General features: G+C 68.2%; 21 protein-coding genes and 1 other RNA gene. 8 read left to right on the plus strand and 14 right to left on the minus strand.

The genetic code is table 11. From position 1 onward, the window contains the following. The first annotated feature begins 123 nt into the window (after positions 1-123). The gene (gene hisN / locus FB562_RS08205) at positions 124-945 is read left to right on the plus strand and encodes a histidinol-phosphatase (protein ID WP_141880655.1); all 822 of its coding nucleotides are present in this window, start codon (positions 124-126) and stop codon (positions 943-945) included. A gap of 31 nt (positions 946-976) precedes the next feature. On the opposite strand, the gene FB562_RS08210 is transcribed toward hisN, so the two are convergent. After that, a complete protein-coding gene (locus tag FB562_RS08210) occupies positions 977-2446 on the minus strand; it encodes an MFS transporter (protein WP_141880656.1) in 1470 nt (489 codons plus the stop codon). 111 nt (positions 2447-2557) lie between these two features. Between FB562_RS08210 and FB562_RS08215 the strand changes: the two genes are divergently transcribed. Further along, positions 2558-4174, plus strand: coding sequence for an MDR family MFS transporter (locus FB562_RS08215; RefSeq protein ID WP_246081399.1), 1617 nt, complete (start codon positions 2558-2560; stop codon positions 4172-4174). Between the two features lie 57 nt (positions 4175-4231). On the opposite strand, the gene FB562_RS08220 is transcribed toward FB562_RS08215, so the two are convergent. Further along, a complete protein-coding gene (locus FB562_RS08220) occupies positions 4232-4792 on the minus strand; it encodes a BCCT family transporter (RefSeq protein ID WP_221625369.1) in 561 nt (186 codons plus the stop codon). A 211-nt stretch (positions 4793-5003) separates the two neighbouring features. Between FB562_RS08220 and FB562_RS08225 the strand changes: the two genes are divergently transcribed. The 3 genes from FB562_RS08225 to crcB all read left to right on the plus strand — a co-directional run bounded on the left by FB562_RS08225 (position 5004) and on the right by crcB (position 6577). Further along, complete coding sequence (locus FB562_RS08225; protein WP_141880657.1) at positions 5004-5666, plus strand: IMPACT family protein; 663 nt, start codon at positions 5004-5006, stop codon at positions 5664-5666. Between the two features lie 84 nt (positions 5667-5750). Continuing rightward, positions 5751-6200 carry a fluoride efflux transporter FluC gene (locus tag FB562_RS08230; RefSeq protein ID WP_141880658.1) on the plus strand — a complete coding sequence of 150 codons (450 nt, stop codon included), beginning with the start codon at positions 5751-5753 and terminating at the stop codon, positions 6198-6200. Continuing rightward, positions 6197-6577, plus strand: coding sequence for a fluoride efflux transporter CrcB (gene crcB / locus FB562_RS08235; RefSeq protein WP_141880659.1), 381 nt, complete (start codon positions 6197-6199; stop codon positions 6575-6577). Before FB562_RS08230 ends, crcB begins: the two co-directional genes overlap by 4 nt. 114 nt (positions 6578-6691) lie before the next feature. On the opposite strand, the gene ssrA is transcribed toward crcB, so the two are convergent. Next, positions 6692-7065, minus strand: a transfer-messenger RNA (tmRNA) gene (gene ssrA, locus FB562_RS08240). 270 nt (positions 7066-7335) lie between these two features. Here ssrA and FB562_RS08245 point away from each other — a divergent pair. Then, complete coding sequence (locus FB562_RS08245; protein WP_185740488.1) at positions 7336-7839, plus strand: septum formation family protein; 504 nt, start codon at positions 7336-7338, stop codon at positions 7837-7839. 18 nt (positions 7840-7857) lie between these two features. Here FB562_RS08245 and smpB read toward each other — a convergent pair whose 3' ends face one another. The 3 genes from smpB to ftsE form a co-directional block, all read right to left on the minus strand. Next, positions 7858-8337 (minus strand): SsrA-binding protein SmpB, encoded by a 480-nt coding sequence (gene smpB, locus FB562_RS08250; protein WP_141880661.1) that lies wholly within the window; start codon positions 8335-8337, stop codon positions 7858-7860. Positions 8338-8438: 101 nt separating this feature from the next. Further along, positions 8439-9350 (minus strand): permease-like cell division protein FtsX, encoded by a 912-nt coding sequence (ftsX, locus tag FB562_RS08255; protein ID WP_141880662.1) that lies wholly within the window; start codon positions 9348-9350, stop codon positions 8439-8441. After that, positions 9347-10126 carry a cell division ATP-binding protein FtsE gene (gene ftsE, locus FB562_RS08260; protein WP_141880663.1) on the minus strand — a complete coding sequence of 260 codons (780 nt, stop codon included), beginning with the start codon at positions 10124-10126 and terminating at the stop codon, positions 9347-9349. The genes ftsX and ftsE overlap by 4 nt, the downstream gene beginning before the upstream one ends. A 326-nt stretch (positions 10127-10452) precedes the next feature. Between ftsE and FB562_RS08265 the strand changes: the two genes are divergently transcribed. Beyond that, positions 10453-12096 (plus strand): hypothetical protein, encoded by a 1644-nt coding sequence (locus FB562_RS08265; protein WP_141880664.1) that lies wholly within the window; start codon positions 10453-10455, stop codon positions 12094-12096. A gap of 69 nt (positions 12097-12165) precedes the next feature. Here the strand turns inward: FB562_RS08265 and prfB are convergent, their stop codons facing one another. Further along, positions 12166-13272, minus strand: a complete 1107-nt coding sequence (prfB, locus tag FB562_RS08270; RefSeq protein WP_141880665.1) for a peptide chain release factor 2 — start codon at positions 13270-13272, stop codon at positions 12166-12168. 39 nt (positions 13273-13311) lie between these two features. On the opposite strand from prfB, the gene FB562_RS08275 reads away from it, so the two are divergent. Further along, complete coding sequence (locus FB562_RS08275) at positions 13312-14565, plus strand: MFS transporter (RefSeq protein ID WP_141880666.1); 1254 nt, start codon at positions 13312-13314, stop codon at positions 14563-14565. Positions 14566-14882: 317 nt separating this feature from the next. Here the strand turns inward: FB562_RS08275 and FB562_RS08280 are convergent, their stop codons facing one another. The 7 genes from FB562_RS08280 to FB562_RS08310 form a co-directional block, all read right to left on the minus strand. Continuing rightward, entirely contained in the window at positions 14883-15320 is a 438-nt protein-coding gene (locus FB562_RS08280; protein WP_141880667.1) for a pilus assembly protein TadG-related protein, read from the minus strand. A 5-nt stretch (positions 15321-15325) separates the two neighbouring features. Beyond that, on the minus strand, positions 15326-15790 hold the full coding sequence (locus FB562_RS08285; RefSeq protein WP_141880668.1) for a hypothetical protein: 465 nt from the start codon (positions 15788-15790) through the stop codon (positions 15326-15328). Beyond that, entirely contained in the window at positions 15765-16166 is a 402-nt protein-coding gene (locus FB562_RS08290; RefSeq protein WP_141880669.1) for a TadE/TadG family type IV pilus assembly protein, read from the minus strand. The genes FB562_RS08285 and FB562_RS08290 overlap by 26 nt, the downstream gene beginning before the upstream one ends. 22 nt (positions 16167-16188) lie before the next feature. Then, positions 16189-16380 (minus strand): hypothetical protein, encoded by a 192-nt coding sequence (locus tag FB562_RS08295; protein WP_425459827.1) that lies wholly within the window; start codon positions 16378-16380, stop codon positions 16189-16191. A 79-nt stretch (positions 16381-16459) separates the two neighbouring features. Continuing rightward, positions 16460-17410 carry a type II secretion system F family protein gene (locus FB562_RS08300; protein ID WP_246081400.1) on the minus strand — a complete coding sequence of 317 codons (951 nt, stop codon included), beginning with the start codon at positions 17408-17410 and terminating at the stop codon, positions 16460-16462. Next, entirely contained in the window at positions 17407-18300 is an 894-nt protein-coding gene (locus FB562_RS08305) for a type II secretion system F family protein (protein WP_141880670.1), read from the minus strand. The genes FB562_RS08300 and FB562_RS08305 overlap by 4 nt, the downstream gene beginning before the upstream one ends. Beyond that, positions 18297-19580: a TadA family conjugal transfer-associated ATPase gene (locus FB562_RS08310; protein ID WP_141880671.1), complete on the minus strand. Its 1284-nt coding sequence runs from the start codon at positions 19578-19580 to the stop codon at positions 18297-18299. The genes FB562_RS08305 and FB562_RS08310 overlap by 4 nt, the downstream gene beginning before the upstream one ends. Positions 19581-19646: the final 66 nt, after the last annotated feature.

Below are 19646 nucleotides of genomic sequence, written 5' to 3' on the forward strand. Positions count from 1 at the left end.
CGCATGCGGCATCCGGCATCCGGCATCCGGCATCCGAGTTGCCCACTTCGGCCCCTTTTCTGGCGCGAAATGGGGCGAAAGCGGGCAACTCGGCAGAATCGCGAACCCCGGTAGCCTGAGAGGGTGAGTGAACCCACCATCGACACAGACCTTGAGCTTGCGCTGCGGCTCGCCGACACGGCCGACGCCATCTCCCGCGAGCGTTTTCGCTCCACCGACCTCGTGGTGACCACCAAGCCGGACATGACCCCCGTGTCGGATGCCGATCAGGCGGTCGAGCGCGCCATCCGGCAACTGCTCGAGGCCGAGCGCCCCGACGACTCCGTGCTCGGCGAGGAGTACGGCACGCAGGGCTCCGGCAGCAGGCAGTGGATCATCGACCCGATCGACGGCACCGCCAACTATGTGCGCGGGGTGCCCGTCTGGGCAACACTCATCTCCCTCGCGATCGACGGCGTGCCCGTGCTCGGTGTCGTCAGCGCGCCGGCCCTCGGCAAGCGCTGGTGGGCGGCGACGGGCGGCGGCGCCTGGCTGCGGGATGCGTTCGGGCCGGAGGCCGGGGAGACCCGCAGGCTCGGCGTCTCGCGGGTGTCGTCACTGGCGGATGCCTCGATCAGCTACAACAGCATCCAGCAGTGGGATGTCCATGGCCGCCTCGACCAGCTGGTGGCGCTCAGCCGTCAGGTGTGGCGCACGCGGGCCTACGGCGACATGTGGTCGTACATGATGGTGGCGGAGGGCCTCATCGATGTCGCCGGCGAGTTCGACCTGCAGCCGTACGACATGGCGGCGCTCGCCCCGATCGTGGAGGAGGCCGGCGGGCGTTTCACGTCGGCCGACGGCGAGGCTGGGCCGTGGCACGGCTCCGCGCTGGCGACGAACGGGTTGCTGCATGATGCCGTGCTCGACGTGATCGCTGCCGGCGACGCCGAGGGGCGCGGCTGAGCTCGCAGCGCTGTAACCCGCGCGACTGCAGCTAGCGGCGCGCAGCCTGCGGCTGGCGCAGGTCGAGCAGACCGAAGACGAGCGCGACGAGGACGAGCCCGAGGGCGACGAGCAGCCCGTTGCGGAACGCATCGCTGTAGACCTCGATGCGATCGTGCAGGCCGTTCTCTCGGTAGAGCGTCGCGAAATAGGTGGAGCTGGCGACGGCGACACCGATCGCGGTTCCCGCACGCTGCCCGACCTGGGCGACCGATCCGGCGACGCCACCCTGCACGACGGGGACATCGGTGAGGGTCAAAGTCTGGTTCGGCGAGATCACGAATCCGCCGCCCGCGCCCGCCACGCCCATGCACACGGCCAGCAGCCACGGCACGAGTTCGGGCGGGCTGTAGGCGGCGACGGGGAGCGCGAGCACGAATCCCACGAACACGAGCGCCAATCCGAACAGCACGAGCTTGCGCCCGAGCCTGTGCACATGCCTCCCGCCGATCCATGACGTCCACGCCGAGACGAGGGCGAAGGGGATGCTGATCATGCCGGCGAAGACGGCGGCGAGCCCGAGGCCCTGCTGCACGTACAGCGTCGTGAGCAGGAAGATCGCGGGGGTCGCGGCGAAATAGGCGGTGGCGATGAGGATGCCGTTGCGGTACGAGCCCAGCCGGAACAGCCCGAAGTCGACGACGGGTGACTTGCCGCGGGCGAGATAGCGGCGCTCCCAGATGACGAAGGCGACGGCGGCGATCACGAAGAGCACGAGCCAGAACCAGCGCTTGGGGTCGTCGTCGGGGCCGCCCGTGGTGAGCACGAAGGGCAGCATGAGCCCGAACACGCCGGCGCCGAGGAGGAGGATGCCGACGAGGTCGAGTTCGGTGTGACGACGCTCGTGCTGCTGATGACTCGGCAGCAGACGTACAGCGAAGATCAGGGCCAGGATGCCGAGCGGCAGGTTCATCCAGAACAGCAGGCGCCAGCCATCCGCCTCTCCGCCGAGCGCGATGAGGAGACCGCCCAGGGTCGGACCGATGGCCGTCGACAGGCCGATGATGGCGCCGAACAGGCCGAATGCCTGCCCGCGTTCGCGCCCCTGGAACAGCTGCTGGATGAGCCCCAGCACCTGCGGCATCTGGATGCCCGCCGCCACTCCCTGCAGGATCCGCCCGATCACGAGCACCTCGATGGTGGGTGCGACGGCGCAGAGCAGGCTCGCGAGGATGAAGGAACTCAGGCCGATGACGAACATGGCCTTGCGGGAGTGGATGTCGCCCAGCCTGCCGGCGGGCACGAGCGCGAGGCCGAAGGCGAGGGCGTAGCCTGCGACGATGAGCTGCAGTTCGGTGGGGCCGCCGCTGAGCGAGTGCTCGATGGTGGGCAGCCCGACGTTGATCTTGGACAGGTCCATGATCGTGAGTGCGGCGACGGCCGCGCAGACGGCGAAGGCCTCCCACCGCGTGCGGTCGGAGGGGGTCTGGGGTGCGGCCGGGGCGGCGGGAGTGTCATTCATGGAGTCGACCCAGTCTATGGGCGGGCGGTGAAGCCCACCGGCGCTGAGGCATCCTGAAGCGGTCTGGGCAGCTGTCTCCAAAATTCCTGCAGTCGTGTATTATTGCAGCTTGTGCAAATAAATTCTGAAACGGCCGAGACCTCCGCTCCGGCCCCCACCTCGCAATCCGGCGAGCGCAAGAGCAGCCTCCTGCTGGTCTTCATCGGCCTCATGCTCGCCATGTTCCTCTCCTCCCTCAGCCAGACCGTGCTCAGCGCAGCAATGCCGACGATGGTCGGCGAGCTCAACGGCGTCGACCACATGCTGTGGATCATGACCGCGTTCATGCTCTCCTCCACGATCATGATGCCCATCTACGGCAAGATGGGCGACCTCATCGGGCGCAAGAGCCTGCTCATCGCCGCCATCCTCGTGTTCATGGTCGGCTCCGTCATCGGCGCCCTCGCCGGCGACATGACGATGATGATCGCGGCCCGCGTCGTGCAGGGCATCGGCGGCGGTGGCCTCATGATCCTGTCGCAGGCGATCATCGCCGACGTCGTGCCCGCCCGCGAGCGCGGCAGGTACATGGGCATCATGGGCGCCGTCTTCGCCGTGTCATCCGTTGCGGGCCCTCTCCTCGGCGGATGGCTCACCGAGGGCGTCGGATGGCGCTGGACGTTCTGGATCAACATCCCCGTCGGACTGCTCGCCCTCGGCGCGGCAGTGTTCCTGCTCCACCTGCCGAAGCACCGCTCCGTGCGCCCGAAGATCGACGGCTGGGGCATGGCGCTGCTGGCCTTCGCCACGACCTGCCTCGTGCTCGTCGGCTCCTGGGGCGGCAAGGACTTCGCCTGGGACTCGATCACCATCCTCGGCCTCATCGCCGCGACGGTCATCTCCGCTGTCATCTTCGTGCTTGTCGAGCGCAGGGTTGCCGAACCGATCATGCCGCTGCACCTCTTCAAGGACCGCAACTTCAACCTGACGACGGGCGCCGGCCTTCTTACCGGGATCGCGATGTTCGGCGCGATCGGCTACCTGCCGACATACCTGCAGATGACCTTCGGTGCGGATGCCACGCAGGCCGGCCTGCTCATGATCCCGATGATGGGTGCGCTGCTGATCACCTCGGTCGCCACGGGTTCCCTCGTCAGCCGCTACGGCCGCTACAAATGGATGCCCATCGTCGGCGCCGCCATCATCGCCGTGGGTCTCGCGCTGCTCAGCACGATCACGCCCGACATGCCCATCTGGCAGTTCTGCCTGTACCTTGCGGTGCTGGGCATGGGCCTCGGCACGAGCATGCAGATCCTGGTGCTCATCGTGCAGAACTCGTTCCCGAACAGTGAGGTCGGCACGGCGACCGCGTCGAACAACTACTTCCGCCAGATCGGCGGCTCGCTCGGCGGTGCCGTCGTGGGCAGCCTGTTCACGACCCGCCTGGCCGATGAGCTGACGCGCCGATTCGCGGGAATGGGTGGGGCATCCGGTTCTGCCGACATCAACTCGCTCACACCCGATGGCATCAAGCATCTGCCGGATGCCATCCACCAGCAGATCGTGGAGGGCTACAACGAGGCCCTCGCGCCGCTGTTCCTGTACATGGTGCCGCTCGCCATCCTCGCCTTCGTGCTGCTGCTCTTCGTGAAGGAGAAGCCGCTCGCGACGACCATCGAGCGCGACATCATGCCCGATTCGGTGGCGGAGGGCCAGCTGCTCATCACGTCGAGCCAGAAGACCGTCTGAGCCTTCACCCTTCAGAGATCCGGATGCGACACCGCATCCGGATCTCTTCTGGTCGCATCAGTCGCGGTCGTCGTCGAGCTCTTCTATGGCATCCGCGTCCTCCGGGATGACCGGCAGCGGGGCCGTCGCCGGCGGCATGCGAGGCGTGAGCACCGATGCGGTGTCGGTCTCCGTCGAGTAGGTGAGGAACGCGAGGTGCGCCTCGTATCGGTCGAGTACATCGTCGATCACCTGCTGTCTCGTGAGCCCCATGAGGTCGTAGCCGCCTGAGCCGGTCTGCGTGAACACCTCGAGGCGGAAATAGACATCGGTCTCGCGCGACATGCGGCCGGTGAACATCGGCACGGGTGCCTCGACGACGGCGACCTGGTAGTGGAAGGCGCGGAACGAGTCCATCGACACCCGCAGCACCGGCTCCTCGATACCGGTCGAGCCGGCCATGGTGCTCTGCTCCACCTGGTAGCCCTGATTGCGGAACTCGGTGGCGACATCGTCGAGCGCGGGGCGCACGACGCGGTCGAGGAACTGCGCGACCTGGCGCTGTGACGGGAATGCGCGCATCCGCTCGAGTCGCTGAGTCCACGACCGCTCCGGCACATGGCCGCCGCTCGGTGCCACCGAAGCGGCTGCGCTCGAGCGGCGGAGGGGGGGTTCACCCCGGGTGAGGGCTCGCGCCCGGGCGATGCCTCATTCTGGGTTGCGTCGTGCTCCTCGTCGGACTGCTCAGATGCCATCTGGCGCCATCTCCTCAGCGGGCCTGTGATGCAGCCCGGGATTCATCGTGTCATGCCCCGACACGGTGATGCGCCCGACAGGCAAGAATGGTCGGATGGCGGAGTCGACGATCAGAGGCGGCGCGGGCGCCCGCGTCGACACCGAGATCGAGGTGAAGCGTTCGCGCTTCCTCTGCCGCCTCGTGCGCGTCGAGACGGAGGAGGCGGCGCGGGCCGCCGTCGAGCTGGCGCGCAGGGAGCACTGGGACGCCCGCCACCACTGTTCCGCATTCATCCTGGGCGCATCCGTGCTCCCCGGCCAGATTCGCCGTTCGAGCGACGACGGCGAGCCCTCCGGCACCGCCGGCGCACCCATGCTCGACGCGCTCGCGGGCCGCGGCCTCATCGACTGCGTCGCCGTCGTGACCCGCTATTTCGGTGGCGTGCTGCTGGGTGCGGGTGGCCTGGTGCGGGCATATTCGGATGCGGTGCTCACCGCAGTCGACGAAGCGCACGCCACGAACAGGCTCGTCGAGCGCGCCCGCCGCGAACTGTTCGCGCTGCCGCTCTCGCACGCCGACGCCGGACGTGTGGAGGCCGAACTACGCCAGCGCGGCGTGGGCGTGCTGGGCACGGAGTACGGCTCCCGGGCCGTCGTGCGGCTGACCGGCGACGGCGAGGAGGTCGCGGCGATCGTGGCCGCCGCGACGGCCGGGGCGGGCAGGCTGGAGCCGCTCGGCACCGAATGGGTCGACGTGGAGCCGACCGGCCGCGCCTGACACCGCACCCGGCCGCGCTGCCCTGCGATACTGGCGTGTGGGCATCCGTGCCCTGCCAGCCCCCGCAGCCCGGAACAGGCCAGAATGACAGCTCACGCACCAGCCGACCACCCCCGGCCGCTGCACCTGCGCGTCTCCTCCATCGCCCTCGTCGCCGTCGGCGGCGCCATCGGCACGGCGGCCCGCGAGGGGCTCACCCTTGCGCTCCCCGTCGTCGCATCGATCCCGCTCGCGATCCTCGTCGCCAACCTCATCGGCGCTTTCCTTCTGGGCCTGCTGCTCGAGGCACTCATCCGCGCCGATGCGACGGCGCCCACCGCGACGAGGCTGCGGCTGTTCGCCGGAACGGGAGCGCTCGGCGGCTTCACCACCTACAGTGCGCTCGCCACCGACACCGCCCTGCTGCTCGCATCCGGCACCACCATGGGCACGGGAGCGCTGTATGCCTGCGCCACCGTCGTGTTCGGCGGGCTCGCCACCTGGGCCGGGATCGTCGTGGGCGCGCGACGCACAGCCGCAGGAGGTGCCCGGTGACTCCCCTGCTGTTCGTTCTCGTCTCCGTCGCTGGCGGGCTCGGCGCCGCCTGCCGCCTGCTCGTCGACGGCGCGCTGCGCCCGCTCTCGAAGCGGATGCCCGCCGGCACCTGGGTCGTGAACGTCTCCGGTTCGCTGCTGCTCGGCCTGCTGACCGGGCTGGCGATCGCGGGCACCCTCCCCGCCGAATGGCATCTCGTTCTCGGCGCCGGGTTCCTCGGCGGCTACACCACCTTCAGCACGGCCAGCTTCGAGACGGTGCGGATGCTGCAGCAGCGCCGCCCACTCGCCGCCGTCGCGAACGGGCTCGGCATGCTGGCTGCGAGCACACTCGCCGCGGGCTTGGGTCTCTGGGCGGGCGCCCTCATCGCCGGCTGAGCAGCCCCGCCGGCCGGTTCCACGCCACCAACGACAAGGAGGGGCCGCCCACCGGGCGACCCCTCCCTGCATTCGACAGCGCGCGACGACGAGCGTGGCCCTCACGAGCACAGGTGGTGGAGATGCGGGGAATTGAACCCCGGTCCACTGCTGTGGTCATATGCCTTCTACGGGTGTATTCAGCGAAATCGTTCTACTCGGCTCCGGAATTTGCCACTGACAGCTAAACCGACAAGCCCAGCCAGAGTGCAAGTCCCCCGTAGCCCTCAGGCGTAACTACGGAGCAATCTCTCTAGATGACGTCAGGAACCGGATCGAGAGCATCCCCGGGCTGACGGACTTTTTAGTGCGCTCGCTTAGGCAGCGAGGGCGAAGTCAGTGCGTGATTTATTGGCACTTATAGTTTGCAACCATCGTTTACGAGATAAGGCTGCATCCTCGACCCGCTTCTCACAATCACGCAGGCAATGTCGAAACCGATCATCCCCATGCGTGCTCGCGACGAGCGGTTCGTTGTCGCGCGCTGTTGAATTGTCAAAATGCACCGTCACCGATGCAGCCTCCTATCTTATGTCGAAACTGCGGATGTCGCCAGTGCGAAGGAGGAAACAGCTCACGTGAGCCCGGGGCGCGCCGAGGCCACATGTGTGACCCGAATGGGGGGCCAATGCTCGCTAGTATCTCTGAGGGTAAATCGGCATCGGTCACGCCGAGCACCCTCTCGAACCCGAACCCGTGACCTCAGAGAAAGAGGACGAGTGTCCCCCCGCATCCTGTTGAAGAAGTCCCCCGCCGCCGTGCTCGCCGCAGCCGCAATACTCTCCCTCACCCTCAGCGGCTGCAGCATGATGCAGCAGCTGAGTGACATCACCGAAGGCAAGGAGGACGTCTTCTCGCTGACTCTCGGCCACTGCTTCGACGACGGCGACCTGAACGCCGACGAGGTCACCTCCGTGAAGATGCCCGAATGCACCGAGACCCACGACAACGAGGTCTACCACCTCTACGACGTGAGCGACGCCGACTTCGCCGAATACGACGCGGATGCGCTCATGAGCGAAGCCGACCTCAGCTGCCTGCCCGAATTCGAGGACTTCGTCGGAACATCCGAACTCGACACGAGCCTCTACTACAGCTACTTCGTGCCCGGCGCCGACAGCTGGGCCGACGGCGACCGCGAGATCCTCTGCTTCGCCTACGACACCAACGGCCCCATCGATGAGCCGCTCGGAGGCAAGGGTGCCGACTACCCGCTCAGCTAGAAGCCGCAGGCGCAGCTGCTATTCGCCCATGTTCTTTCGCGACGACATGGCCCGCTGCGCCTCGCGGTTGTCCTGCCGTTCGCGCAGCGTCTGCCGCTTGTCGTACTCGCGCTTGCCCTTCGCGACCGCGAGCTCGACCTTCGCACGGCCGTCGGAGAAGTACAGCTGGAGCGGCACAAGCGTGTAGCCGCCCTCCTTCACCTTGTTGTGGATCTTCACGATCTGCGCCTTGTGCAGCAGCAGCTTGCGCTTGCGCCGCGGCGGGTGATTCGTCCACGAACCGCCCGTGTATTCGGGAATGTGCACGGCATCCAGCCAGGCCTCACCGCGGTCATCGATGAACGCGTAGCCGTCGACGAGGCTCGCCCGGCCGGCGCGCAGCGACTTCACCTCGGTGCCCGTCAGGACCAGGCCGGCCTCGTAGGTGTCCTCGACCGTGTAGTCGTGGCGCGCCTTACGGTTCGTCGCGACGACCTTCTGGCCATTCTCCCTGGGCACGATAATCTCCAAAACCAATCCCCCGCCTCGTGCGGGGAGCCAGCCAGTCTATCCTGCCGGGCGACAGCTCCGGATGCGACGGGCACGGATGCCCACAGGCATCAGACCTTCAGGTAGCGGCTGATCGCCACATTCGCGGAGATCCCCGCCAGCACGATGCCCACGGCGAGAAGGATCGGCACCACAAGCAGCGCCTCCGCCATTCCCACGAACGACGTCGACGACATCAACGACCCCAGATAGCCCTGCACGAAGAAGTGCACGATCGCCACCGTCGCCGCGCCCGCCAGAGCGGCACCGATCACCGCAGCGATCACACCCTCCAGAATGAACGGAGTCTGGATGAAGCGGTTGGATGCGCCCACCAGTCGCATGATGCCCAGCTCGCGCCGACGGCTGAACGCACTCAGCCGGATGGTCGTCGCGATCAGCAGAACCGCCGCAACCAGCATCAGCGCCGCGATGCCGATGGCCGTGTAACTGGCCGCATTCAACGCGTCGAAGATGGGGTCGAGGTACTTGCGTTGATCGGCGACCTCGTCGACACCGGGCGTGCCCGAGAGCGTCTCGACCAGAACATCCGCCTGCGTGGGGTCGACCATGTTCACCCAGAACGTCTCCGGCAGGAACTCCGGCGTCACGAACTCGGCGTCAGCGCTGTCGGTGAACTGGATGTACTTCTCGTACGCCTCATCGTGGTTCTCGAACACGTAGTGGTCGACGAGCGGCGCGATCTCCGGCGACTTCAGCTTCGCCTCGACCGCCGCCTTCTGGTCATCCGACGCCTCGGTCGAGTCGCAATTGCCGGTGTCCGTCATCTCCGTGCACATGTACACGGCGACCTGGGCCTTGTCGTACCAGTAGCCCTTCATCTCGCTGATCTGCATCTGCAGCAGGATGGCGGTGCCCACGAAGGTGAGCGAGATGAACGTCACCAGAACGACGGAGACAACCATCGAGAAGTTGCGGCGCAGGCCCTGGCCCACCTCCGACATGATCAGACCGAACCTCATGAGAGACCCCCCGACCCCGAGCTGGCCGACCCCGACGTGCCGGGTCTGCGCTGGTCGCCGACATCGCCAGCCGGCCTCTGGATCGGAATCGTCTGGGTCAGATACCCGCCCTGGCGCTCATCGCGCACGATCTGGCCGCTCACCAGCTCGATCACGCGGCGCTTCATCTGGTCGACGATGCCCGCATCGTGGGTTGCCATGATCACGGTCGTGCCGCTCTGGCTGATGCGCTCCAGCAGCGCCATGATGCCGGCGCTCGTCGACGGGTCGAGGTTTCCGGTGGGCTCATCGGCCAGCAGCAGCGCCGGCCTGTTCACGATCGCGCGGGCGATCGCCACCCGCTGCTGCTCGCCACCAGAGAGCTCATGCGGGAACCTGCTCGCCTTGCCGGCAAGACCCACCATCTTGAGAACATCCGGAACAGCCTCCTGGATGAAGCCCTTCGACTTGCCGATCACCTGCAGCGTGAACGCCACATTGTCGAACACGGTCTTCTGCGGCAGCAGGCGGAAATCCTGGAAGACGACGCCCAGATTGCGCCGGAAGTACGGCACCTTGCGGCTCGACAGGCGGCCCACATTCTGGCCGAGCACATGGATCTCGCCCTTCGTCGGGTTCTCCTCCTTGAGGATCAACCGCAGAAAGCTGGACTTGCCACTGCCCGACGCCCCGACGAGGAACACGAACTCGCCGCGCTGAATCTCGAGAGTCACCGAGTTGAGGGCGGGGCGGGTGTTGCCGGAATAGAGCTTGGTTACCTGATCAAAGCGAATCATGACCCCTTGAGCCTAGGCGCGAGCAGGCGGCCGGGCAGCAGCGACAGGCCGAGGATGCGAGCAAAGCGGATGCCCGCAAGGCTTGGTGGGATAGCTCCAAATAATCTGAGCTCGGCCCGTCGGGTATTGACAGTTGCCACACACATTCCCCGAGCGGGTCGCGACCCGCTTCGCCGCTGTTAGATTCATCGCAAATCACCCGGAGAGATGACCCGGCACGGACTCCAGCGTCGGATGTTCGAAGCAGCCCGGTCATCCGTCACAGCAACGACAGCAGCACCCGACGGTCTCACCGGCGCGCCTGAAAATGACAAAGGAGTCACCAGATGACAGGTCCCGCCCACACCACCATGTCCGCCAGACGCGACCACAGCTCCAAGGTCGCCATCACCATCCTCAGCATCCTCCTCATCGGTCTGCTCGCGTTCTTCTTCATGACGACCGACAAACTCGCCGCAGGAGCGAACCAGCTCGCCACCGGCGCAGGCAGCGCGCATGACGGTTCCGTGAAGCTCGTCGACGGAGCCAAGACCCTCTCCGCCGGGACGGGCACGCTCAAGGACGGTGCAGCATCCGCCAGCGACGGCGCAGCCAAGCTCGCCGCAGGAGCCAGCACCGCAGCAGCAGGGGCCGACGCGCTCGCCACCGGTGCAGGAACGGCCGCAACCGGGGCATCCGACCTCGCCTCTGGCGCCTCGCGCCTCCTCGACGGAACCGGAACCCTCAGCAGGGGCGCCACCGACGCCGGAGCCGGCGCCGCAAAGGTGGCCGCAGGTGCCGCCGACGTCGCCGCGGGTGCCGCCCAGCTCGCATCCGGGTTCAACGATCCCGACCCCGAGGACGCGCTCGGGCGCACCTCATCCGAGCTCTCCATCGCCCTGCGCGACGGCGCCGCTGCTGTCGCCGCCGGTGCTGCCCAGCTCGCATCCGGATTCAATGACGCGGATGCCACGACCGGCCTGACCGCGACGCAGAGCGCCGCCCAGCTCAAGGGAGGCGCCGCAAGTGTCAGCGCCGGCGTCGGCGCCGTGAACACGGGCCTCGGCCAGCTCTCCGGCTACCTCGGGCTGCTCACCGGCTCCTCCGCGGTGCCGGCCGCCAACGTCGCGATGACGACAGGGCAGCTCGACGCGTACCTCGCAGACTTCGACAGCTACGTCGGAACCCTCGCCGGAACGACCCTCGGAACCGCAGAGATCACCGAACTGAAGACACGGATCGCCACCCTCGACGCCATGAACGGCGGGGTCGCCCAGCAGATCGCCGGAGCCCGCGCCAGCACCGAGACCATCATCGGCGGCATCGGCAAACAGCCCACCGCCGGTGACCCGACGCCCGGCCTCCAGTACGGCGCCAGCGCCGTCGCTGCCGGTGCCTCGAAGGTGCACGACAGCATCGCGCAGGCCGCCGCCGGATCCGCACAGCTCGCGGCCGGGGCCCAGGCGGTCGCCGACGGAACCGAACGGTCGCGGGTGAAGACCGCCAAGGCCGTCGACGGAACAGCAAAACTCGCCACCGGAGCGCAGACACTCTCGGCCGGGGCATCCAGCCTCGCCGCGGGCACCTCCAAGCTCGCGACAGGCGCCGGAACACTGTGGAACGGCACCGCCAGCCTCACCGTCGGAGCGAACAAGCTCAACACCGGGCTGCAGACCCTCTCCGCAGGAGCCGGAACACTCGCGGCCGGGAGCGGCACCCTCGCCACCGGCGCGGCCAGCCTCGCCGAGGGCAACAGCAGTCTCGCCGCCGGAGCCGAGAAGCTCGACGCGGGAGCCAAGACGCTCAGCGACGGCATGAGCCAGCTCGGCGACGGCAACGAGAAGATCGCGGCAGGCTCAGGCGAGCTCGCCGCGGGCGCCAGCAGCGTGAGCCCCGCCAGCCTGATGCCGGGCGTGCTCATCGTGCTCGCGATCCTCGTGGCCGCAGCCCTCGCGTGGCTCGTCGTGCGCCGACGCCTCGCGCTCCGCTAGAACCCCCGAAAGAAGACTGAAGGCCCGGGCATCATGCCCGGGCCTTCGGCCTGACGGGAAAACCGCCGCTCAGTCCTTGTCGCGCTTGCGCCAGCGGATGCCCGCCGTGATGAAGCCGTCCAGGTCGCCATCGAACACATTCGAGGGGTTGTTGACCTCGTACTCCGTGCGCAGATCCTTCACCATCTGGTACGGCGCCAACACGTAGCTGCGCATCTGATCGCCCCAGCTCGCCGTGATGTTGCCCGCGAGTTCCTTCTTCTGGGCGGCCTCCTGCTCGCGCTGCACGATCAGCAGGCGCGACTGCAGAACGCGCATCGCGGCGGCACGGTTCTGGATCTGGCTCTTCTCGTTCTGCATCGACACGACGATGCCCGTCGGGATGTGCGTGAGGCGCACCGCGGAGTCGGTCGTGTTGACCGACTGGCCGCCGGGACCGCTCGAACGGAACACATCGACCCGGATGTCGTTCTCAGGAATCTCGACGGCCTCGGCCTCAGGCATCAGAGGGATCACCTCGACGGCAGCGAAGCTCGTCTGGCGCTTACCAGCCGAGTTGAACGGGCTCATCCGCACCAGACGGTGAGTGCCGGCCTCGACACTCAGCTTGCCGAACGCGTACGGGGCATCCAATTCGATCGTCGTCGACTTGATGCCCGCCTCCTCCGCGTAGCTCGTGTCGAGAACGCGCGCCGGAATACGGTGCTGCTCCGCGTAGCGCAGGTACATGCGCTGAAGCATTTCGGCGAAGTCCGCGGCATCGACGCCGCCGGCACCCGCCCTGATCGTGATCACGGCAGGATACGAATCCCATTCACCGTTGAGGAGCGTCTGGATCTCGAGTTCGCCGAGCACCTTCTGGATGTCGGCCAGCTCCCTGCGGACCTCCGCCGCGGCATCCGCGTCACCCTCCTCATTGGCGAGCTCGACCATGATCTCGATGTCATCGAGGCGCTGCTGCAGGCTCGTGACCTTCGCCAGCTCGGCCTGCCGGTGACTGAGCGCGCTCGTCACCTTCTGGGCCTTCTCGGTGTCATCCCACAGATCGGGCGCGCCAGCCTGCTCGCTGAGATCCACGATGTCAGCCTCGAGACGCTCCACGCCGATGACGGCACGAATCTCGACGAATGTGGCGCGAAGGGCGGCGAGCTGCGCCGAAATATCCAGTTCATCCATTGTGCGAACCAGCCTACCCGGCGCGCCTACAGTTGAAGGATGAGCACTGTGCCGCCGTTCCGCTGGCGCGCCATCGCACTACCCGCCCTGCTGCCGGCGCTGCTGTTCGCGATCGGCGAGGGCGCCATCATCCCGATCATCCCCATCTTCGCCCACAATCTGGGCGCCAGCCTCGCCGTCGCCGGGCTCGTCGGCGGCATCCTCATGATCGGCGAACTGTTCGGCGACATCCCCAGCGGATGGCTCGTCAGCCGCATCGGGGAACGGCCGGCCATGATCGGTGCCGCGCTGCTCTCCGTCGTCGGACTCGTCATCTGCCTGCTGTCGCCGAACGCGTGGGCGCTCAGCTTCGGCGTGTTCCTCATCGGCCTCGCCACGGCCGTGTTCGCGCTCGCCCGGCACGCCTTCATGACCAGCTTCGTGCCGGCCAGCCACCGGGCCCGCGCCCTGTCGACGCTCGGCGGGGTGTTCCGCTGCGGCTACTTCGTGGGGCCGTTCATCACGGCCGGCGTCATCCACCTCTTCGGAAGCGTCGAGACGGCATTCTGGATCCACATCGTGGCCTGCCTCGCCAGCGTCGCCGTGCTCACGCTCGGCCGGGAGCCCAGCGCGGCATTCGTCGCCGTGAAGACGGTGCGGGCCGAGGACGGGCGCCGGCTGCACGAGGGCGAGGCGCTCGTCGCCGACGAGGCGCGCGGGCTGTTCCGCACCATCTGGGCGAGCCGCTCGGTGCTGCTGAAACTCGGCAGCGGGGTGACACTGCTGAGCGGGCTGCGCGCCAGCCGGGCCGTCATCCTGCCGCTGTGGGCGGTCAGCATCGGGGTGAGCGAAGCCGACACGGCCCTCATCATCGGCGTTGCAGGCGGCGTCGACTTCGCCCTCTTCTATGCGAGCGGCCAGATCATGGACCGCTTCGGGCGGATGTGGAGCGCGCTGCCCTGCATCCTGGGGCTCGCCGCCGGCCACTTCGTGCTCGCGGCGACACACGAGCTGCCGACGAACGTCGAATGGTTCATCGGGGCGGCCATGCTGCTGTCGCTCGCCAACGGCATCGGCAGCGGCATCCTGATGACGCTCGGCGCCGACCTGGCAGACAAACGCAACCCTGCGCCGTTCCTGGGCGCGTGGCGCTTCACGACGAGCATCGGCGGCGCGGCGGCCCCGCTCGCCATCTCGGGCATCACGGCGGTGGCGACGCTGTCGCTCGCGGCGGGCGCCATGGGTGTTCTCGGGCTCGTCGGCGCGGGCATGCTGCTGCGCTACATCCCGCGCTTCGTGCCCCGAGCGCGCTGACGGCGGCGCTCCCCCGCCGCCCCTCCTGGCGCCGCGCGAGGTGTGCTCGGTGCTCGGCGCTCTGCTGAAAACGAAGGAGATTCGCGCCCAATGTGCCACAGATGTGCCCCGCGGGGACGTTTCGGCGCGAATCTCCTTCGTTTTCGGCAGGGCCAGCGGGCAGTCGTCGCGGGGGTCGCGCGGGAGTGGTTTGCGCGCTCTTCCGCGGGGGCGGGGCGCCCAGCGCAGGGCTGTCGTTGCGATCGGCGTGACGCTGCTGTTCGTCAGGCACGGGTAGCGGCGGCGGCCGGTCGCTGCGAGTCAGGGGCGGGCGCGCGTCAGCCGAGCACGCTGCGCGCGGTCGTCTCGACCTCGATGCGCAGACCCTCCGGCACGAGCAGTGTGATCATCGGCGGGCGCCAGAAGGCGGAGAGGCCGACCGTCGCGCTGAGCCCGTCTCGGCTGTCTGCGCGAACGACGGCGAGCCCCTCGAAGTCGTGCGGGACGGCCGCGATGTAGCCGTCGACGGCGGATGCCACGGCTGGCGACGAGAGAGCAGCGGATGCACCGCCGGTGGCCGCGGAGAGGAAGGCGTCCAGCTCATACGCCTCCGCGCCGACAAGCGCGGCCCCGTCGGCGAGGGTGAACAGCCGTTTGCGTTCCAGGTAGAGAGAGGTGGCGGCGGTGACCAGCAGCGCCAGCACAAGGCAGAGCATCGAATAGAAGATGGTGAGCAGGAGGGTGGAGCCCGTCTCTTCTTGCCGCAGCCGGCGCATCCGTGTCACCTCTCCCGCCCGAAGCGCGAGACCTGCTGCACCGCGCTGGCCTCGATGGGCACGGCGAGGAGTCCTCCCCCACCGAGCACGGGCGGCATGAGGGGCAGCGCGACGGTGGTCGACACGGTCACCGTGACCGTGCCCTGCCGGGTGAGGCAGGCATCCGGTCGCGGCAGGCAGTCGATGGTCACGCTGGCGGCTGCGTCGTCGATGCCGTAGTCGGCGAGCGCGAAACGCACGGCCACTTCGGTGCGGTGCCGTGCGGTGGCGCTGTCGACGGAGTCGACGTACACGCGGGCGGCCTGGCGGGCGCCTCCTTCGACGGCGAGCGCCGCCGCCTGCAGCGAGCCGAGCGCGACCACCAGGTAGACGAGCGGAACCAGCAGCAGCATGCCTGCGGTGATGAACTCGAGCGAGGCGGAACCCTCTTCTGCCGCGAGGGCCTCACTCCAGCGTTTCCAGCGCCGCATGCCCGCTCACCTCCAGTCCGTGGCTGATGCCGATGAGTCCGATGAGGGGCAGTGGTGCCCGCACCGTGACGACTGCGGCCGGATGCCCGAGGTGCGTCTGCGAGGTGACGGTAACGTCGCCCGCATAGCCGGGGCCGATGGCGGTCGTGATGAGCTCCTGTGTGCGCCGCGCCCCGTCGGAGAGTTCGTTGTCGGCCAGGGATGCGTAGCGGGCACCCTCAGAGGCCGCGTCGAGCACGGTGTTGCGGATGTGCAGCGCGAGGGCGAGTTGCATGACCGACAGTGTGAGCACGGTGAGCAGCGCAGCGACCATGACGAATTCTGCGGGTGCGGAGCCCCGTTCGGCGCGGAACAGCGCCCGCACACGGCCAGTCATCGTGGTCACCTGCTTGCCGGGGTCAGAACGATGAGACGCGCTGGATGGCCTGCTCGAAAACGCCGCTGAGGGCCGGCCCGGCGAGCGCCCAGATGATGATCACAAGACCTGCCGTCATGAGCGTTATGAGCACCCAGCCGGGCACGTCGCCCCGTTCGTCGGAGCGGATGGCGGCAAGTGCTGCAGCGGCACGGCGGCGCAGACCGGTGGGGATGATGGAGGGTGTCGTCACGATGGTTCCTTCGGCGATTCGGGGGTTGGGCGGGTGGCAGGGGTACGGCGGATGCGGGGCCTCAGAAGCCGAGCTGGAGCACGAAGACCCCAGGGAAGATGGCAAAAATTACGGTGATCGGCAGGATGAGGAAGACGAGCGGGATAAGCATCGTCACCTCTTTCTTGCCGGCCACTTCGAGCAGGTGGCGCTTGGTGTCGTCACGGGCATCCTGCGCCTGGGCCCGAAGTACTTCGGCGAGTGGGGAGCCTCGCTCGAGCGCGCCGGTGACCTGTTCGACGCAGCGGGTGAATGCGGGGAGTTGCAGCTGCCGGGCGCAGCGCGTCAGGGATTCTGAGAGCGGCAGCCCGGTGTTGACCTCGGCCAGCACACTGCCCAGTTCGCCGGACAGTTCGCCCCGGCTGACATGCGCCACCCGGCGGAGCGCGTCGAGGATGCCCTCCCCTGCGGAGAGGCTCAGGCTGAGGAACTCGAGCACGAGCGGCAGCTCGGCGGTGATGCGGGCGATGCGGGAGGCGGCCCGGCGCTGCAGGAGCCAGTCACACAGCAGCACACCCGCGACGCCGGCGACGATCACGACTGCCACGGCGAGGATCAGCGGGGTGGGCCGAAGGCTGCCGAGTACCGTCGCGAGCACCGTTCCTGTTCCCAGTCCGATGACGCCCCAGACGAGCTGCCGCGAACGGAAGGCCTCGAGGGTGAGGCGGGAGCCCGCCTGGTGGAGGCGCAGTTCGACGCTCGCGCCCCCTCCGAGTACGGAGGAGAGGATGCGACGCAGACGCGCGAGAACAGGCCCGAGGAGTGCACCCAGCACCGGAAACGCTTCGGCGTTGCGCGCCCGCTGCATCGCGTGGGCCTCTTCGGAGACGTCGGAGACGTGGGGTGCGACACGGGCGAGGAGGCGCGGGCGGGCGAAGCGGGGCACCATGCCGAGCAGCGTCCAGAGGCCGACGCCGAGGGCGATCCCGCAGGCGAGCGCCCACGGGCCGAGCCCGGTGGCGAACGAGCTCACTGGAACCACCTGCTCTCCTCCGGCAGCCGCCCGATGGCGAGCATGATGCGGTATGCGAGCACCGTGACGGCGAGGCCGCCCGCGATGAGTGCGACCCCGCCTGCGCTGTTGTAGGCGAGGGCCGCCTCGGGCCGCGAGGCGAGCAGCAGGAGCACCACCCAGGGTGCGACCGCGCCGAGCCTCGCCGCGTTCACGACCCACGACTGCCGAGCCTCCACCTCTGAGCGGATCGCGGCCTCCTGCCGAAGATAGGCGGAGAGGTTGCGCAGGACCGCGGTGAGGTCGCTGCCGCCGACCTCGCGCGACATCCGCAGTGTCTCAAGGATTCGATCGGCAACGGGGTCGGCGAGGCGCTGCTTGAGACGGTCGAGGCAGCGCGAGAAGTTCGCGGTGCTGCGATAGTCGCGCTCGAACTCCTCGAAGGCGGCGCGGGAATGCAGGGGCCCGGTGTGAGCGAGCGCTGCGAGCGCGTCGGGGAGGGAGAGCCCCGAGCGGACCGCCGAGACGAGGTGGTCGACGACGTCGGGCCAGAGCGCGCGGTTGGCCCTGCGTCGGGCGCGGGCCCGCCAGGTCACGACCGAGATCGGCACCATCCCGCCGATGACCGCAGCGGCGAGCCCGAGGGCGATGACCGGCACGAATGCCAGCACGAGCGCGCCGCAGAGAAGGGCGAGCAGCGCCGACGCCACGAGGAGCATCACCGGGGTCGCCGAGGGCAGACCGGCGAGGGCGAGCCGTTCCGCGAGCGTGGACATCAACCTGGACGTGCCGGAGTCGCGCCGCTGACGTTCCGGCCACAGCAGCGGAGAGGCCATGAGCAGCAGCCCCAGACCGAGGGCGATGCCCAAGGCGAGCGGAAGAACAAGGCGTTCGAGGGAGGTGTCGATCATGCCGCACCCGTCTCTTCCACCGGCACCGGTGTCACCGCGTGCGCCACCGCCGCGGTGCCCGGCTGCAGCAGTACGGCCGGGTCGAGCCCTGCGGCGCGGAACTTCGCCATCCGCGCCGGAAGGGCTCCCGTGGCGGCAAGCTCACCGGATCGCATCGAGAAGATGCCCGTGGAGAGGATGGCCCCGTCGTCGATCTCGCCCGTCGGGGCGATGATCTCGGTCACGCGGCGGGCGCCGTGCCGGTCGAGCTCGCAGTGCACGACTATGTCGACGACGGATGCGACGGTCGGCACAACGAAGGAGGCATCGATGTTGCGCCCGGCCAGCAGAGGCAGGATGCACAGCTTCGCCAGAGCATCCTGTGCACTGTTCGCGTGCACGCTGCACGCGCCCGGCAGGCCAGAGTTGAGCGCGATGAGCAGGTCGAGGGACTCCGCCTCGCGCACCTCTCCGACGACGAGACGGTCGGGGCGCATCCGCAGCGACTCCTTGATGAGGCGTCTCAGGGTTATCTCGCCCGTGCCCTCCAGACTGGGCTGGCGGCACTGCATGGCAACGACGTCGCGCGCGGTCACGTCGAGCTCGAAGGTCTCCTCCACGGTGACGATGCGGTCGGAGGGCCGCGCCGCCGACAGCAGCGCCCCGAGGAGCGTCGTCTTGCCCGCCTGGGTTGCGCCCGAGACGACGATGTTCTGACCGGAGAGCACGCACATCCGCAGGAATTCGGCTGCCAGTGGGGTGAGCGACCCCAGCTCGACGAGCGCCTGCAGTTGGGCGATGCGCCGCGTGAATTTGCGGATGTTCACCGCCCAGTGCTCGCGCGTCACGTCGGGGATGGTCACGTGCAGTCGCGAGGAGTCGGGCAGCGATGCGTCGACGAACGGTGAGCTCAGGTCGACGCGCCTGCCCGTGGACTGCAGCATCCTCTCGACCAGATCGCGCACCTGCGCAGGGCTCAGCACTATGCCGGTCTGCTCGGAGACCCCACCCCTGGCCACGAAGACCCTGTCGGGAGCATTGATCCAGATCTCTTCAATGTCCGGATCATCGAGCAGCGGCTGCAGCGGACCCAGGCCGACGATCGAGGCGATGACATCGCGCGCCGTGCCCTGCTCGTCGGCGAGCATCGGCAGCGTGCCGGCGAGCGCCCGCTCGCTGTAGCTGCGCACCTCGTCGCGCACGAGCCTGCCTGCCAGCTCGCGGTCTCCGCCGAGGTCGATGCCCTCCCGTCGCACGCGTTCGCGCACGCGCTCGGTGATGATCGACACAGCTTGGGACATGCCGCAATCATGCGACAGATCCTGAAACGGCCTCGAAAGTTATCCACAAGCCCCGCGGGCGACGCA

The sequence above is a fragment of the Homoserinimonas aerilata genome, from assembly GCF_006716125.1.
Classification (GTDB): domain Bacteria; phylum Actinomycetota; class Actinomycetes; order Actinomycetales; family Microbacteriaceae; genus Homoserinimonas; species Homoserinimonas aerilata.

Bases quoted from the DNA above. Each gene is read 5' to 3' on its own strand.
- prfB (WP_141880665.1), bottom strand. From the start codon at position 13,272: ATGGATGAACTGGATATTTCGGCGCAGCTCGCCGCCCTTCGCGCCACA.
- FB562_RS08225 (WP_141880657.1), top strand. From the start codon at position 5,004: ATGGCGGAGTCGACGATCAGAGGCGGCGCGGGCGCCCGCGTCGACACC.
- FB562_RS08290 (WP_141880669.1), bottom strand. From the start codon at position 16,166: ATGACTGGCCGTGTGCGGGCGCTGTTCCGCGCCGAACGGGGCTCCGCA.
- FB562_RS08265 (WP_141880664.1), top strand. From the start codon at position 10,453: ATGACAGGTCCCGCCCACACCACCATGTCCGCCAGACGCGACCACAGC.
- FB562_RS08275 (WP_141880666.1), top strand. From the start codon at position 13,312: ATGAGCACTGTGCCGCCGTTCCGCTGGCGCGCCATCGCACTACCCGCC.
- FB562_RS08310 (WP_141880671.1), bottom strand. From the start codon at position 19,580: ATGTCCCAAGCTGTGTCGATCATCACCGAGCGCGTGCGCGAACGCGTG.
- FB562_RS08280 (WP_141880667.1), bottom strand. From the start codon at position 15,320: ATGCGCCGGCTGCGGCAAGAAGAGACGGGCTCCACCCTCCTGCTCACC.
- FB562_RS08285 (WP_141880668.1), bottom strand. From the start codon at position 15,790: ATGCGGCGCTGGAAACGCTGGAGTGAGGCCCTCGCGGCAGAAGAGGGT.
- ftsX (WP_141880662.1), bottom strand. From the start codon at position 9,350: ATGAGGTTCGGTCTGATCATGTCGGAGGTGGGCCAGGGCCTGCGCCGC.
- FB562_RS08305 (WP_141880670.1), bottom strand. From the start codon at position 18,300: ATGATCGACACCTCCCTCGAACGCCTTGTTCTTCCGCTCGCCTTGGGC.
- FB562_RS08230 (WP_141880658.1), top strand. From the start codon at position 5,751: ATGACAGCTCACGCACCAGCCGACCACCCCCGGCCGCTGCACCTGCGC.
- FB562_RS08210 (WP_141880656.1), bottom strand. From the start codon at position 2,446: ATGAATGACACTCCCGCCGCCCCGGCCGCACCCCAGACCCCCTCCGAC.
- ftsE (WP_141880663.1), bottom strand. From the start codon at position 10,126: ATGATTCGCTTTGATCAGGTAACCAAGCTCTATTCCGGCAACACCCGC.